Here is a 14,530-nt window from a genome sequence, read left to right as displayed (position 1 = left end):
CCGGCTTGCCGCGGTGCATTCGCTGGCTCAGTGTAGAGAGCGGCTAACCCGGACGAGTGACAGGTAGCTCTGTCGTGAGGAAAGGCCGATCCTGGCTGGTCAGCCGGCGTGCGCGCTCATCCAGCGCAGCGCGAGCGGATAGCCGTCCACGCCGAGCCCGGCGAGCACGCCGGTGGCGATGTCGGAGAGCACGCTGTGGTGCCGGAACTCCTCGCGCTTGTGCACGTTCGAGATGTGCAGTTCGAGCAGCGGGGCGGTCAGCTGGGCTGCCGCGTCCCGAACCGCGATGGAGTAGTGCGTCCAGGCGCCCGCGTTGAGCACCACGGGAGCGCCCGCGTCGGCGGCCTCGTGCAGCCAGCCCACCAGCTCGCCCTCGTGGTCGGTCTGCCGCACCTCGACCTCGATCCCCAGTTCGGCCGCGGTGCCGGCGCAGAGCCGGACCAGGTCGTCGTGGGTGGTCGAGCCGTAGACCGACGGCTCCCGCTTGCCGAGCCTGCCGAGATTGGGCCCGTTGAACACGAACACCTTCAGTGCTGAATCGGCGCCAGGACGAAAAGCGTGTCCTGGCGCGTGCATTTCGCTCGCCGGGCGGCCGCCGCCGTGGTCGCCCGAAGCCGCCGGCTCCCTCACAGCAGCACACTCCCGCCGCTCGGCGCATCGGCCGCGATCGCCGAGTAGGCGGCGGCCAGCAGGGACGGGTCCGGCCCTTCCAGCCTGCCCGGCTTGGCCAGGCCGTCGAGCACCACGAACCGCAGCACCCCCGACCGGGTCTTCTTGTCCCCGCGCATGTTCTCCAGCAGCTGGGGCAGCGCGTCCGCTTCGTACCGGACCGGCAGGCCGAGCGCCTGGAGCACGGCGGCGTGCCGATCCGCGGTCGCGTCGTCCAGCCGCCCGGCCAGCCTGGCCAGCTCGGCTGCGAAGACCAGGCCGACGCTCACCGCGGCGCCGTGCCGCCACTTGTAGCGCTCGCGCCGCTCGATGGCGTGGCCGAGGGTGTGCCCGTAGTTCAGGATCTCGCGCAGGTCCGACTCGCGCAGGTCCGCGGACACCACGTCCGCCTTCACCTGGATCGACCGCCGGACCAGCTCACCGAGCACCTCGCCCTGGGTGTCCAGCGCGGCCGCGCTGTCCCGCTCGACCAGCTCGAGAATGCGCGGGTCGGCGATGAAGCCGGCCTTGACCACCTCGGCCATGCCGGCGACCAGCTCGTTCGGCGGCAGGGTCTCCAAGGTCGCCAGGTCGACCAGTACCGCGGTGGGCTCGTGGAAGACCCCGACCAGGTTCTTGCCGGCTTCGGTGTTGATCCCGGTCTTGCCGCCGACCGCCGCGTCCACCATGCCGAGCAGGGTGGTCGGCACGTTCACCAGCCGCACGCCCCGCATCCAGGTGGCCGCCACGAACCCGGCCAGGTCGGTGACCGCGCCGCCGCCGAGGCCGATCACCGCACCACGGCGATCCAGCCCGATCCGGCCGAGCACCTCCCAGCAGAACCCGGCCACCGAAAGGGCCTTGCCGTCCTCGGCGTCCGGGATCTCCACCCGGTGCGCGTCCACCCCGGCCTCGGCCAGCTCCTCGCGGATCGCCTCCGCGGTGGTGGTCAGCGTCGGCGGGTGGATCAACGCGACCTTGGACGCGTCCCGCACCACCTCGGTCAGCTCGGCCAGCAGGCCGCGGCCGACCAGCACGTCGTACGGCCGGTCGGTGTTCACCTTGATCCGCACCGGATCGGTCATCGTGCTCCTTCGCTCGCTTTCGGCTCGAGCAGATCGGCAATGGTCTCGACCACTTCGGCGGGTGTCCGGCCGGTGGTGTCCACCTCCAGGGTGGCCACCTCCTGGTAGATCGGCAGCCTGGCGTCGAGCAGGTTCTTGTAGGTGGCCCGCGGGTTCACCCCGGCCAGCAGCGGCCTGGCACTGGACAGACCGACCCGCTGGACCCCTTCGGCCATGCCCACGTTGAGGAACACCACCCGGTGCCCCGCCAGCCGCCGCCGGGTGCCGGCCGCGAGTACCGCGCCGCCGCCTAGGGACAGCACCCCGTCGCACTCTTCGAGCGCGAGCGCGACGGCTTCCTCTTCCAGCGCACGGAAAGCCGGTTCGCCGGAGGTGGTGAAGATATCCGAAATCGACTGCCCGGCCCGTTCCACGATGTCGTCGTCCGCGTCGCGGAAGACGACCCCGAGGTGCTCGGCCAGCAGCGGGCCCACCGTGCTCTTGCCCGAGCCGGGCGGGCCGACGATCACCGCGCGCGGGGTCACCAGCGCTCCTCGAGCGCGGTCAGGTAGGCCTGCGCGTTCCGCTTGCTCTCCGCCAGCGAGTCGCCGCCGAACTTCTCCAGTGCCGCGTCGGCGAGGACGAGCGCGACCACCGACTCCAGCACCACACCGGCCCGCGGCACCGCGCAGACGTCGGAACGCTGGTGGATCGCCACCGCGGGCTCACCGGTAGCGACATCCACAGTGGACAGTGCTTTGGGGACGGTCGAGATCGGCTTCATGGCCACCCGCACCCGCACCGGCTCACCGTTGGTGATGCCGCCCTCGAGCCCGCCGGCCCGGTTGGAGCGCCTGGTCACGCCGACCGGTCCGGAGCCGCGGTCGATCTCGTCGTGCGCCTTGCTGCCCCAGCGGTGGGCCGTGGTGAACCCGTCGCCCACCTCGACACCCTTCATCGCCTGCACGCCCATCAGCGCGCCAGCCAGCCTGGCGTCCAGCCGCCGGTCCCAGTGCACGTGGGAACCGAGGCCGGGCGGCAGCCCGTAGGCGATCACCTCGATCACCCCGCCCACGGTGTCGCCGGCCTTCCGCACGGCGTCCACCTCGGCCACCATCGCGTCGGTACCGGCTTTGCCGAACGCGCGCACCGGGCTGGCGTCGATCTCGGCGAGGTCGGCCGGCCCCGGCAGCGGGCCTTCCGGCGCCTCCGCGGCGCCGATGGACACCACGTGGCTGACCACCTCGACACCCAGCAGCTGGCGCAGGAACGCCCTCGCCACCGTGCCCAGCGCCGTCCTGGACGCGGTCTCGCGGGCACTCGCCCGCTCCAGCACCGGACGGGCCTCGTCGAAGCCGTACTTCTGCATACCGGGCAGATCCGCGTGTCCCGGCCGCGGCCGGGTCAGCGGCTCGTTGCGGGCCAGCCCCGCCAGCTCGACCGGATCCACCGGGTCGGCCGCCATGACCTTCTCCCACTTCGGCCACTCGGCGTTCTCGATGTGCACCGAGATCGGCCCGCCCTGGGTCACCCCGTGCCGGAGCCCGCCAAGGAACTGGACGTGGTCGGTCTCGAAGCCCATCCGCGGGCTGCGCCCGAAGCCGAGCCGCCGCCTGGCGAGCTGCTCGCTCAGGTCGGCCGTGGTGACCTCGACTCCGGCCACCATTCCTTCGAGCACGGCGGAGAGTGCAGGTCCGTGCGATTCACCAGCGGTTATCCAGCGCAACACCAGACAATCCTGTCACGACCCCGGAAATCCGGTTCAGTTGCCCATGCCCACCTCCAGGGATCCGGCCGCCGGGAAGATCGCGACCAGGCAGGCGGCGGCCAGCAGGCCGGGGCCGTAGGGCACGCCGTCCCGCCAACCCGGCCGCCGCACGAACGCCAGCAGCGCCGTCCCCAGCGCGGCACCGGCCGCGGCCAGTACCAGCGCGGCCCAGCCCACCGCGCCGAGTACCGCGCCCAGCGCGCCGGCCAGCTTCACGTCACCTGCGCCGAGCGAAGCGGGGGAAAGCATCCGCACCACCAGATGCACCCCGGCGAACACCAGGCAGCCGAGCGCCGCCCTCGGCCCGGCCCCTTGCTCCGGCCCGGTGAGCACCACGGCGGCCACCGCCAGCGCGACGAGCGGATACGCCGGCAGGGTCAGCACGTCCGGCAGCCGGCGGTACCGCAGGTCCGCCAGTGCCAGCGGCACCGCCAGCGCGGTGACCACCAGCGGCACCGGCAGCCACCACGGCGGCAGCCCACCGGAGAACCACCGCCAGCCGGTACCGGCCCAGAGCAGGCCGACCCCGGCCGCACAGCAGCCTGGGTGCACCGGCGCCGGCCGCCGCGACCGGCGCAGCACGAGGCAGCCGAGCAGCCCGGTCAGGCAGCCCGCCACGGCGAGCAGGGTCACGATGTCCACGGATCCAGCCTGGGCCCGCGATCACGGGCACGGCAAGGAAGAGCGCGTACGAGACGTCCCGTTACTTCGGATAACTCGCGAGTAGGACCCGATGGGGTTACGGATTCCAGCGCATCAGCGGCACCCCGGACACCGTGCGGATCTCCAGCGCCTGTACGTCGCCGCGGTGCAGCGCGGTGCCCACCGAGATGCGCGCGGTGTCGTCCGGGACCGCGCGCCAGGTGGCCAGCGACTCGGTGGTGCCGTCCCGCCGCACCGCGACCAGCACGTAGTCGCCAACGTCGCCACCGCCGCGGTAGCTGCACGAGAGGTCGACGCGGGACCCGCGGGCCTCCTCCTCCATGCCCGCGCTCGCCTGCACCGGGAACGCCCCGAGCGGGGTCATCTCGGTCGTGTCGAGCCCGTTGTCCCCCGGCAGCAGCGCCAGCATCAACGTCACGCCCGCCGCCACGGCGATCCCGATGTCGGCGATCACGCCGAGCGTCCGCCGACGGCGCGCGCGCCTGGCCGCGGTCAGCAGTGAGGGCAGCAGGTCCGCCGGCGGCTCGGGCAGCACCACCGGATCCACCTGGGACAGCAGCCCCGGCAGGCCGGCGAACTCGCGCACGGACCTGGAGCAGTTGTCGCACTCCCGCAGGTGCTGTTCGAAGGCGGCGCGGTCCTCGGGTGACAGTCCACCGAGGACGTAGGCCGCGTCGTAGGTCGAAAACGGGTCCGGCCCGGACACCGTCATTGCGTCACCCCCTTTTCCTCCAGCACCAGCCTGAGGGCCCGCAGCGCGTAGTGCGTGCGGGACTTGACCGTGCCCTCCGCGACGCCGAGCCTGCCGGCCGCCTCGGCCACCGAAAATCCGTGGAAGTAGCAAAGCACCAGTACCTCACGGTGAGCGCTGGACAGCTCGCCGAGCGCCTCGGCGACCAGCCAACCCTGCAACGCGCGCTCGGTACCGTCCGGCAGTGGTATCTCCGGCGTCAGATCCGTGCTCACCTCTGACCGCACGGCAGCCGATCGCCATCCGTCGATGGTGATCCGGCGGGCCACGGTGAAGAGCCAGGCACGCGCCGATCCCTCCGACTGGTCCAGTACCCGCGGGTGCCGCCAGGCACGCAGCAGGGTCTCCTGCACCACGTCTTCGGCGCGAGCCCGGTCGCCCCCGGTGAGCTTGAGGGCGTACGACCACAATGCGGCGGCGTGCTCATCGTGCAGCGCCCGCATCAACCGGTCGTCGGTGGTCTCCTTCACTGACTGCGTCCTGCTCCCCTCTTCAACACCTTCTGCAGGTCGCCGCGGACGGTGCCGACCAGGTTGGGCCGCCGGATGAGCAGCACCGCACCCAGCACGATGCAGACCACCTCGGTGACCATGGCCCAGACCTCCGCCTGCGTCTGGAACTGCTCACGCACCCCGAACAGACCGACGGTCAGCGAAATCAGGTACCCCCCAAGGGTAACCGCGCCGAACCCGATCGCGAGCAGCTCGACGAGCCAGTGCGACCAGCGGACCATCGCGATCGCGATCACCACGCCCGCCACCACGTTCACCAGGAACAGCGGCCCGATGATGTCGATGTCCTTGAACCCGTCCTGCCACAGCAGGTAATGCGTCAAAGCCGAGCCGAGCAGCGCGACCGCCACCACAATGCGCAATGCCCACGTCATGGTCTACTCCCTGTACTTCGCCGGAAACCGTATGTCATGACCACGAAACGGCCTTCGCCCCGGTTCAATCGCCGCGGAGATCTTTTGGAAATCTTTTACCCACCGTCGTTGAACCGAACGGTGGCCCGCCTCGTGTGAAGAACATGACTGCCGAACAACACACCCGCCGCACCATGCTCACCACCGGCGCCACCGCGGCCGGCGCGGTCGCCGGACTCGCCGTCCTGTCCGCCTGTGCCAGTGGGGACAGCGGCCAGCAGCCTGCCCAGAGCCCGAGCGCCCCGCCCGCACCCGCACCCGCACCGGGAGGGGCGCTGACCGCGCTCAACGACGTCCCGGTCGGCCAGGCCAAGTCCGTCACCACACCGGACGGAAAGCCGGCGATCGTGACCAGGACGTCGGAAACGGCGGTGAGCTGTTTCAGCGCGGCCTGCACCCATCAGGGCGGCACGGTGGCACCGGAAGGCGCCGAGCTGAAGTGCCCGCTGCACGGATCGATCTTCGACGCGACGACCGGTGCGGTGAAGAAGGGACCGGCGAAGGAGCCCCTGCCCGCCATTCCGGTCAAGGTCGAGAACGGTCAGGTCGTTACTTCCTGACCAGTACCCGAACGCGGCGAAGGCCACCTTGCCTGCATTGAACGCAGGCAAGGTGGCCTTCGCTGCGAAAAGCTAGCTACCCCAGGTGAAAAGCGGGTCGCCAAGGGTGACGTCCGCGTCCAGGTTGAGCGCGGTCAGCAGCTCCGGCTTGGCGTCGAGCGCGATCACCGGCACGATCGCCGAGTAGCCGGCCGCGGTGACCGCGTCCGGGTCCCAGCCGACCAGCGGCTGACCCGCCCGCACCGACTCGCCCTTCACCACGTGCAGGGTGAACCCCTCGCCCTTCTGCTTCACCGTGTCGATGCCGAGGTGCACCAGCACCGCACGGCCGTCCGCGGTGGCGATCACGAAGGCGTGCGGGTGCAGCGTGACCACGGTGCCGTCCACCGGCGCCACCGCGTCCTGACCTCCACCGGCCGGCTGGACCGCGAGACCGGGCCCTACCATCGCCTCGGCGAACACCGGGTCCGGCACCTCCGCCAACGAGACCGTCCTGCCCGCCACCGGGCTCTGCACGGTGAGGCTCACATCAGGTCCTCGATGTCGCTGGCGATGGTGTCCGCCTCCGGGCCGACGATCACCTGGACCACCGAGCCGACCTTGACCACGCCCATCGCGCCGGCCTGCTTCAGCGCGGCCTCGTTCACCAGCGAGCCGTCCTCCAGCTCGCAGCGGAGCCGCGTGATGCAGCCCTCGATCTCGATCACATTGTCCGCGCCCCCCAGTGCCGCGAGGATCTTTTCCGGTCGGTCGTCCGCCATCGCGGCCTCCTTGTTGTGAACCTGCTCTTTTCGCGTTCGCGCCAGCCGTACTCCGCCGATCGTTGGCACGCGCACCGTCCGCGGGCACGAACTCGTAACGGCGGTTGACACCCGATCGTGTGACGGAGCATTCTGCCCCATCAGCAAATGGTCTAGACCGGAACGTACCAATATTAACGCGACCGGGCGAGACCAGGTGCCCGTCCAACAGCGATCAGGAGGTGATGGTGGGATGAGCAGCGCCGCGCAGGTACCGCCGTCCGATCGCGTTGTGGACGGTCCGACCCCGAAGCACGCGCAGCTGCGCGAAATCCTGCGCCGGGCGGTGGAAAGCGAACTGCCGCCCGGCTCGTCCATCCCGTCCGAACGGGAGCTCGCCGAGCGGTACCAGGTCTCGCGGCTCACCGTCCGCTCGGCGATCGGCAAGCTGGTCGAAGAGGGCCTGCTGTCCAGGGTGCGCGGCAAGGGCACGTTCACCGCGACCCGGCGAATGGAGCTCCAGCTCTACCTGATGTCGTTCACCGACGACATGCGGCGCCGCGGCAGGGTGCCCACCACCGAACTGGTCCGCGGCACCACGGAGATCCCGCCGGCGCCGTCGGCGAGCGCGCTCGGGCTCGGCGACCGCCAGCCGGCACACCGGCTGGTCCGGGTGCGGCGCGCGGACGGCGTGCCGCTGGCCGTGGAACGCGGCTGGTACCACCCCGGCCGGGTGCCGGGGCTGCTCGATCTGGACCTCACCCAATCGCTCTACGCACAACTGGCGCAGCGGTACGACATCCGCCTCGACCACGCGTGGCAGACCGTCTGGGCGGAGTCCGCGGACCGCGAGACCGCACGGCTGCTCGGCATCCGCGCCGGCAGCCCGCTGCTCGCGTTCCGGCGGGTCTCCAGCTACCAGGGAGATCCCGTGGAGGACATGACGTCCTGGTACCGGGGTGATCACTACCAGGTGACCATGCAGTTAGACCGGAATTCCCCGGATTTCGGCCATCAATCCAAATATGGAGGTACCCGATGAGCGCTACCACCGCGGAGGGGGCGAAGGGGAAGCGCAGGGGGCTGGCTGGCCTTCAGCGCTTCGGCCGCAGCCTGATGCTCCCGATCGCCGCACTGCCCGCGGCCGGTCTGCTCAACCGTCTCGGCCAGGACGACCTGCTGGGCAAGGACGGACTCGGCTGGGACAAGGTCGCCGCCGTGCTCGGCGCCGCGGGTGGTGGGCTGTTCAACTGGCTGCCCCTGCTCTTCGCCGTCGGCATCGCGGTCGGTTTCGCACGTAAGGGCGACGGTTCCACGGGTGTCGCGGCCGTGGTCGGTTTCGTCGTGTTCAACAGCGTGGTCCAGGTGTTCGCACCGATCAACGAGATGGAGGGCTTCAAGGAAGGCTGGTGGCTCCAGCCGATCAAGTGGCCCTTCAGCGTGCTCGGTGGTGTGGTCGTCGGCCTGGTGACCGCGATCCTCTGGCAGAAGTTCCACCGCATCAAACTGCCGCCCTACCTGGCGTTCTTCGGCGGCCGCCGATTCGTGCCGATCATCAACTCCTTCGCACTACTGCTGATCGGTGTGGTCTTCGGCCTGATCTTCCCCGTAGTCAACGACGGCATCCACGCCCTCGGTGAAGCAGTCACCGGCAACGCCGTCGTCGGCGGCGGAATCTACGGCATGCTCAACCGGCTGCTCATCCCGATCGGCCTGCACCAACTGCTCAACGTCCCGGTCTGGTTCATCTTCGACGGCGGCGACCTCACCCAATTCTTCGAGGGCGACCCCACCCGCGGCGCATTCATGACCGGGTTCTTCCCCATCTTCATGTTCGCCCTACCCGCCGCCGCACTCGCCATCTGGCAAACCGCCAAACCCAGCCAAAAGAAGGTCGTCGGCGGTGTGATGATCGCCGCCGCGTTCACCTCCTTCCTCACCGGCATCACCGAACCCATCGAATTCGCGTTCATGTTCGTCGCATGGCCGTTGTATCTCATCCACGCGGTGCTGACAGGTATCTCGATGGCACTGGTCAACGCACTGGACATCCACCTCGGCTTCTCGTTCTCGGCGGGCGCGATCGACTTCGCGTTGAACTCCACGCACGAGGCGGCCAGCCGGGCCTGGTTGCTCATCCCGATCGGGCTGGTCTACGCACTGATCTACTACTTCCTCTTCCGCTGGGTCATCGTCAAGTGGAACCTGCGGACCCCCGGCCGCGAGGACGACTCGGTGGAGGCGGACCTCGAATCGACCGCCGCGAAGTGATTTTCCAGGCAGCAGAAAGGTAAGGAACATGCCCGAACGACGAGTCACGGTGGCGAGCAAGGTGGGCCTGCACGCCAGGCCGGCCGCCCTGGTCGCCAAGGCCGCCGCGGCACAGCCGGTGCCGGTGCAGATCGCCAAGGACGGCCGTGACCCGGTAGCCGCCGGCAGTGTGCTCAACCTGATGACCCTGGCCGCCGGACACGGCGACGAGGTCGTCATCACCGCCGAGGGCGAGGGCGCGCAGGCGGCCGTGGACGCGGTCGCCGAACTGGTGGCCACCGACCTGGACGGCTAGGTCACCACCAGCAATACCCCAGTACCCGAGGTGGCCTCCGGAGCGGATCTCGCTCCGGAGGCCACCTCGAACCATTTTCGCCGCCCTCCCTTGATACTCAAACTTGTGCACCAGTGGCAGGAGGTTCTACTCTGCTTCCGTACTCAACTTTGAGTCACAACCCCCGCCGAGAGGACGAAATGGCCGAAGTGATGATCCCGATCCTGCCCTGCCGGTCGATCAACGACGTGCTCGACTTCTACCGGGCCCTCGGGTTCGAGGTCACCTACCAGCAGAAAGCACCCAACACCTTCGCCTCGATCCAGCGCGGCGACTTCGTCCTGCAGTTCTTCGTGCTCAAGGCGGTGGACCCGGCGAGCAACTACAGCACCTGCTACGTGCTCACCGAGGACGTGGACACCCTCTACCGCGAGTTCACCGACGGCCTGCGCGACGTGCTCGGCAAGGTGCCGTCCAGGGGCGTGCCCAGGATCAACCCGGTCAAGGACATGTCCTACGGGGTCCGGCAGTTCATCGTGGTCGACCCCGGCGGCAACTACGTCCGGATCGGCCAGCCGATCGGGGAGATCACCAACGGGCTGCCCACCGCGAAGGAGAACGCCGGGAGGACCCGGCTGGAGCGCGCGCTGGCCGCGGCCATCATGCTCGGCGACTCCAAGCAGGACCCGGCCGCCGCGATCAAGGTGCTCGACCGCGCGCTGAACGCGGGCAGCGACGAACCGGCCGTGGTGCGCTTCCGCGCGCTGGTGCTGCGGGCCGATCTCGCGGTCCGGCTCGACGACTTGGAGTCCGCCGGGCCGACCCTCGACGAGGCCGAGGGCATCGAGCTCACCGCGGACGAACGCGCCGGCGTTCCGGACGAACTGCACAGAATCGGCGAGCTGCGGGCCGAGCTGAAGGCCTGAAGCCGGGCTTCGTAGGGTGACCGCATGGAGAGCGTGCGGTTGATCGAACAGTGGCCGGTGGACAACGCCGCGGCGGCGGTGGTCGGCGCGGACGGCGCGGTACTGGCCGGGCACGGCGACCTCCGCCGCGAGTTCCGGCTGGCCTCGGTGACCAAGCTGCTCACCGCCTACGCCGCGCTGATCGCGGTCGAAGAGGGCGTGGTGGAGCTGGACACCCCGGCGGGTCCGCCGGGCGCGACCGTCCGGCACCTGCTCTCGCACACCGCCGGGCTGGCCTTCGACGCGCACAAGGTGGTGGCCGAGCCGGGCACCAGGCGGCTGTACTCCAACGCCGGGATGGAGCAGCTCGGTGATTTCCTCGCCGAGCACTCGGGAATCGCCTTCGCCGACTACCTTTCCGAAGCGCTGCTCCAGCCGCTGGGCATGACCGGCACCAGCCTGCCCGGCTCCCCCGCGTCCGGTGCGCTTTCCTGCGCGGGTGACCTGGCCGCCTTCGCCGCCGAGCTGCAGCGGCCGAAGCTGCTCGACCCCGGCACGGTGGCGGCGGCCACCTCGGTGGTGTTCCCGGGGCTGAACGGGGTGCTGCCCGGTTTCGGCCTGCAGAAGCCCAACGACTGGGGACTGGGCTTCGAAATCCGCGATCACAAGAGTCCACATTGGACAGGATCGGCCAGCTCCGCGGAGACCTTCGGGCATTTCGGCCAGTCCGGCACCTTTCTCTGGGTGGACCCGGTGGCCGGTGCCGCTTGCGTGGCGCTGACCGACCGCGACTTCGGGCCGTGGGCCGCCGAGGTCTGGCCGGTGTTCACCGACGCCGTGCTCGCCGACCTGCCGCGGTGAGACGCCGGTTCCTGCTACCGGCGGCGCTGCTGCTGACCGCCTGCACCGCGCCCGCCGTACCGGCCCCCGGTCCCGCATCCGCGCCGCCCGCCGCGGTGGCGCCCGCGCTGGGCACGAACGGTGCGGCCGTGCCCGCCCTGGAATGGCGGCCCTGCCACGGGAAGTACCAGTGCGCCGCGGCCGAGGTCCCGCTGAGCTACCGCGATCCCGGCGGCAGCAAGATCGGCCTTTCGGTCATCCGGCTGCCCGCCACCGATCCGGGACAGCGGATCGGCTCGCTGTTCCTCAACTTCGGCGGCCCCGGCACCGGCGGGGTCGGCGACCTGCTGCGGTTCGGCGAGCGCTACCCGGAGGAGCTGCGGGCGAAGTTCGACCTGGTGAGCTTCGACCCCCGTGGGATCGGCGGCAGCACGCCGATCAGCTGCCCCGGCACGGAGAACCCGCCCGCCGGCGGGTCACCGATGCGGCCGGCGCAGCGCGACGCCTTCTACGCGGCGAGCGCGGCGACGGGCAAGTCCTGCGCGGACGCCTCCGGCCCCCTGCTCGCGCACCTGTCCTCGGCGAACGTGGCCAGGGACCTGGAGCTGCTGCGCCAGGGCGTCGGCGACCCGGAGCTGAACTACCTCGGTTACTCCTACGGCAGCTATCTCGGCGCGACCTACGCGAACCTCTTCGGCGACCGGGTTCGCGCGCTGACCCTGGACGGCACGCTCGACCTGGTGGCCAACGCGACCGGCGCGCCAGGCACCCAGAACGCGCCGGTGGACGTCCGGGCGGACGTCGCGAGCGCGCAACGCGACGAGCTGGACGCGTTCTTCGCCGCCTGCGTGCAGGCCGGCCCGGAATGCGCCTTCTCCGGCGGCGACCCGAAAGCGAAGTTCGCCGACATCGCGGCCAGGCTGAGCCAGGGGCCGATCGGGGGCACCACCTTGCCGTCCCTGCTCAAGACCGTGGACAGCGCGCTCTACCAGTCCGGCCGGTGGTCCGCCCTCGCCGAGACGCTGAACTCGCTGTACCCCTCGGCGCAGGGCGCGGCAGCGGCCAACCCACCCCTGCTGGACCCCTATACGCCCACCCATTCCGCCGCGTTCCTGGCGGTGCAGTGCGTGGACAGCGACAACCCGCGGGACCCCGCGGACTACGACCGCCTGGCCGCCTCGGAGCAGGCCAGGGTGCCCTACTTCGGGCCGTCCGCGGTGTTCGGCATGGCGCAGTGCATCGGCTGGCCGTCCCGCGACGAAGACCGCTACACCGGGCCGTGGAACCAGCCGCGGCGGCAACCGGTCCTGATCATCAACAGCCGACACGACCCCGCCACCCCCTGGCACAACGCGCGGGCGGCCGCGGAGCAGCTCGGAGACGCCAGGCTGCTCACCGTGGAGGGCTACGGGCACACGTCGCTGAACGTGCACAGCGGCTGCGCGATGGCCGCCATGGTGCGGTACTTCACCACGCTGGCCGTCCCGGAGCCGGGTGCCACCTGCGCTCCGGACACCCGGCCCTTTCCCTAGCGTCAGGGGGTCATCACCCGGATCGGCTCGCCGCGCTGGAAAGCGGCGATGTCGGCCACCGCGTCCCCGTAGAACACTTCGTAGACCTCCCGCGTGACGTAACCGATGTGCGGGGTGAGCACGACGTTGGGCAACTCCCGGAAGGGATGGTCGGCCGGCAGCGGCTCGGTGTCGTAGACGTCGATCGCGGCGCGGCCGATCCGCTCGCCGCGCAGCGCGTCCAGCAGCGCGTCCTGATCGACGATCGGGCCGCGCGAGGTGTTGACCAGGATGGCCGAGGGCTTCATCGCGGACAGCTCCGCCGCACCGACCAGTCCCCTGCTGCGGTCGCTGAGCACCAGGTGCACCGACAGCACATCGGACCGGGCGAAAAGGTCCTCTTTGGACACCGCGGTGACGCCGTGCTCCGCGGCCTTCTCCGCGGTGAGATGCTGGCTCCAGGCGATGGTCCGCATGCCGAAGGCCTGGCCGATCGAGGCCACCTTCGCGCCCAGCCTGCCGAGACCGAGCAGGCCGAGGGTTTTGCCGTGCAGCCCGGTGCCGACTCCGGTCTGCCAGCCACCGGCCCGCATCGAGGCCAGCTCGGCGGGCAGATTGCGGGCGGCGGCCAGGATCAGCGCCCAGGTGTGCTCGGCAGTCGGCTCGGCGAGATAACCGGTGGACGACACCACGATGCCGTGCCGCGCGGCCGCGGCCAGGTCGATGGCGGCGTTGCGGTGACCGGTGCTCACCAGCAGCTTCAGCTCGGGCAGCCGGGCCAGCAGTTCGGCCGGGAACTTCGTCCGCTCGCGCATCGCGACCACCACCTCGGCCCCGGCGAGCCGGCGCACCAGCTCGTCGGGGTCGGCGATGTGCTCGGTGCACACCTCGATCTCGGCGCCGAGCGCGTCCCAGTCGCCGTAGTCCAGCGCGACCTGCTGGTAGTCGTCGAGAATCGCGATCTTCATACCGGCCACGCTAGTTCAGCGGGCGTACCGGGGCCGCCCTGGCCATGATCTCGTCTACCACCTCGTTCTTGGCGTCCGCGTAGTGCTGGATGTACTTCCAGGTGCGCCCGGCCAGTTCGCGCTTGGTGCGGGCGTAGAGCTCGCGGTCGGCGTGGTGGGTGCGCAGATGGTCGCGGAAGGTCAGATATCGCCCGATCTCCGCCGAGTCCGGCGAGTACACGTGCAGGTTGACGTCGGTGTCCGGGCCCTTGAACGCGCGGTGCTCGTCTTCCGGCTCGCGGATCACCAACCGGTACCCTGCCGCTTCGAGCACCGGCAGGTAGCCGTCCTCGTCCGAGGAGTCGGGCAGCACCAGCAGGATGTCCACGATCGGCTTCGCGCACAGGCCGGGCACCGAAGTGGACCCGACGTGTTCGAGCAGCAGCACGGCGGCGCCGAGCAGCGAACGGATCCTGGCGGCCTCGCGTTCGTAGGCGGCGGGCCAGGCCGGGTCGTACTCGGCCATGGTCACGGTGGAGTTCAGCACGGGTGCGCCGTGCACCCAGCTGGCTTCGATGTCGGCATCGGAGTAGTGCACGCGGTCCGGTTTCGGCATGACTGCGATCGTCCCTTCGACAGGCAGTCGGCCAACATAACACCGGC

The 14,530-nt window shown here is 70.3% G+C and carries 19 protein-coding genes; 7 read left to right on the top strand and 12 right to left on the bottom strand.

The annotated features are described in order from the left end of the window. Positions 1-99 precede the first annotated feature (99 nt). The 8 genes from aroQ to AMYNI_RS46040 all read right to left on the bottom strand — a co-directional run bounded on the left by aroQ (position 100) and on the right by AMYNI_RS46040 (position 5,780). Entirely contained in the window at positions 100-531 is a 432-nt protein-coding gene (aroQ, locus tag AMYNI_RS0134460; protein ID WP_026361292.1) for a type II 3-dehydroquinate dehydratase, read from the bottom strand. Between the two features lie 95 nt (positions 532-626). Then, positions 627-1,733 (bottom strand): 3-dehydroquinate synthase, encoded by a 1,107-nt coding sequence (gene aroB / locus AMYNI_RS0134455; RefSeq protein ID WP_020672665.1) that lies wholly within the window; start codon positions 1,731-1,733, stop codon positions 627-629. Continuing rightward, positions 1,730-2,257, bottom strand: coding sequence for a shikimate kinase (locus AMYNI_RS0134450; RefSeq protein WP_020672664.1), 528 nt, complete (start codon positions 2,255-2,257; stop codon positions 1,730-1,732). Before AMYNI_RS0134450 ends, aroB begins: the two co-directional genes overlap by 4 nt. Continuing rightward, positions 2,254-3,441 carry a chorismate synthase gene (aroC, locus tag AMYNI_RS0134445; protein WP_026361290.1) on the bottom strand — a complete coding sequence of 396 codons (1,188 nt, stop codon included), beginning with the start codon at positions 3,439-3,441 and terminating at the stop codon, positions 2,254-2,256. The genes AMYNI_RS0134450 and aroC overlap by 4 nt, the downstream gene beginning before the upstream one ends. A gap of 33 nt (positions 3,442-3,474) precedes the next feature. Then, positions 3,475-4,122, bottom strand: coding sequence for a prepilin peptidase (locus tag AMYNI_RS46045; RefSeq protein WP_020672662.1), 648 nt, complete (start codon positions 4,120-4,122; stop codon positions 3,475-3,477). A gap of 97 nt (positions 4,123-4,219) precedes the next feature. Next, positions 4,220-4,855, bottom strand: a complete 636-nt coding sequence (locus tag AMYNI_RS0134435) for an anti-sigma factor family protein (RefSeq protein WP_020672661.1) — start codon at positions 4,853-4,855, stop codon at positions 4,220-4,222. Next, positions 4,852-5,337 carry a sigma-70 family RNA polymerase sigma factor gene (locus tag AMYNI_RS0134430; protein WP_040407625.1) on the bottom strand — a complete coding sequence of 162 codons (486 nt, stop codon included), beginning with the start codon at positions 5,335-5,337 and terminating at the stop codon, positions 4,852-4,854. Before AMYNI_RS0134430 ends, AMYNI_RS0134435 begins: the two co-directional genes overlap by 4 nt. Before the next feature lie 23 nt (positions 5,338-5,360). Beyond that, on the bottom strand, positions 5,361-5,780 hold the full coding sequence (locus AMYNI_RS46040) for a hypothetical protein (RefSeq protein WP_040406166.1): 420 nt from the start codon (positions 5,778-5,780) through the stop codon (positions 5,361-5,363). 143 nt (positions 5,781-5,923) lie between these two features. Between AMYNI_RS46040 and AMYNI_RS0134420 the strand changes: the two genes are divergently transcribed. After that, positions 5,924-6,379, top strand: coding sequence for a Rieske (2Fe-2S) protein (locus AMYNI_RS0134420; RefSeq protein WP_026361288.1), 456 nt, complete (start codon positions 5,924-5,926; stop codon positions 6,377-6,379). Between the two features lie 72 nt (positions 6,380-6,451). Here AMYNI_RS0134420 and AMYNI_RS0134415 read toward each other — a convergent pair whose 3' ends face one another. After that, positions 6,452-6,907, bottom strand: coding sequence for a PTS sugar transporter subunit IIA (locus tag AMYNI_RS0134415; protein WP_020672657.1), 456 nt, complete (start codon positions 6,905-6,907; stop codon positions 6,452-6,454). Continuing rightward, positions 6,904-7,281: a PTS sugar transporter subunit IIB gene (locus AMYNI_RS50610; RefSeq protein WP_084628539.1), complete on the bottom strand. Its 378-nt coding sequence runs from the start codon at positions 7,279-7,281 to the stop codon at positions 6,904-6,906. Before AMYNI_RS50610 ends, AMYNI_RS0134415 begins: the two co-directional genes overlap by 4 nt. Positions 7,282-7,372: 91 nt before the next feature. Here AMYNI_RS50610 and AMYNI_RS0134405 point away from each other — a divergent pair, with 91 nt between their 5' ends. From AMYNI_RS0134405 to AMYNI_RS0134380, 6 genes are all read left to right on the top strand, one after another. Next, positions 7,373-8,161, top strand: a complete 789-nt coding sequence (locus tag AMYNI_RS0134405; RefSeq protein ID WP_020672655.1) for a GntR family transcriptional regulator — start codon at positions 7,373-7,375, stop codon at positions 8,159-8,161. Next, on the top strand, positions 8,158-9,390 hold the full coding sequence (locus AMYNI_RS0134400) for a PTS transporter subunit EIIC (RefSeq protein ID WP_020672654.1): 1,233 nt from the start codon (positions 8,158-8,160) through the stop codon (positions 9,388-9,390). Before AMYNI_RS0134405 ends, AMYNI_RS0134400 begins: the two co-directional genes overlap by 4 nt. Positions 9,391-9,418: 28 nt before the next feature. Then, a complete protein-coding gene (locus AMYNI_RS0134395) occupies positions 9,419-9,685 on the top strand; it encodes an HPr family phosphocarrier protein (protein WP_026361287.1) in 267 nt (88 codons plus the stop codon). A gap of 179 nt (positions 9,686-9,864) precedes the next feature. Continuing rightward, a complete protein-coding gene (locus tag AMYNI_RS0134390) occupies positions 9,865-10,590 on the top strand; it encodes a bleomycin resistance protein (RefSeq protein ID WP_020672652.1) in 726 nt (241 codons plus the stop codon). Positions 10,591-10,614: 24 nt separating this feature from the next. Next, positions 10,615-11,430 (top strand): serine hydrolase domain-containing protein, encoded by an 816-nt coding sequence (locus AMYNI_RS0134385; RefSeq protein ID WP_020672651.1) that lies wholly within the window; start codon positions 10,615-10,617, stop codon positions 11,428-11,430. Beyond that, positions 11,427-12,941, top strand: a complete 1,515-nt coding sequence (locus tag AMYNI_RS0134380) for an alpha/beta hydrolase (protein WP_020672650.1) — start codon at positions 11,427-11,429, stop codon at positions 12,939-12,941. The genes AMYNI_RS0134385 and AMYNI_RS0134380 overlap by 4 nt, the downstream gene beginning before the upstream one ends. 2 nt (positions 12,942-12,943) lie before the next feature. On the opposite strand, the gene AMYNI_RS0134375 is transcribed toward AMYNI_RS0134380, so the two are convergent. Next, positions 12,944-13,888 (bottom strand): D-2-hydroxyacid dehydrogenase family protein, encoded by a 945-nt coding sequence (locus AMYNI_RS0134375; protein ID WP_020672649.1) that lies wholly within the window; start codon positions 13,886-13,888, stop codon positions 12,944-12,946. 10 nt (positions 13,889-13,898) lie between these two features. Further along, positions 13,899-14,483: a GrpB family protein gene (locus tag AMYNI_RS0134370; RefSeq protein ID WP_020672648.1), complete on the bottom strand. Its 585-nt coding sequence runs from the start codon at positions 14,481-14,483 to the stop codon at positions 13,899-13,901. Between the last annotated feature and the right edge of the window lie 47 nt (positions 14,484-14,530).

Origin of the sequence: Amycolatopsis nigrescens CSC17Ta-90, from assembly GCF_000384315.1 — a bacterium.
Classification (GTDB): Bacteria; Actinomycetota; Actinomycetes; order Mycobacteriales; family Pseudonocardiaceae; genus Amycolatopsis; species Amycolatopsis nigrescens.
This window is presented reverse-complemented; position numbering and strand designations above follow the sequence as displayed.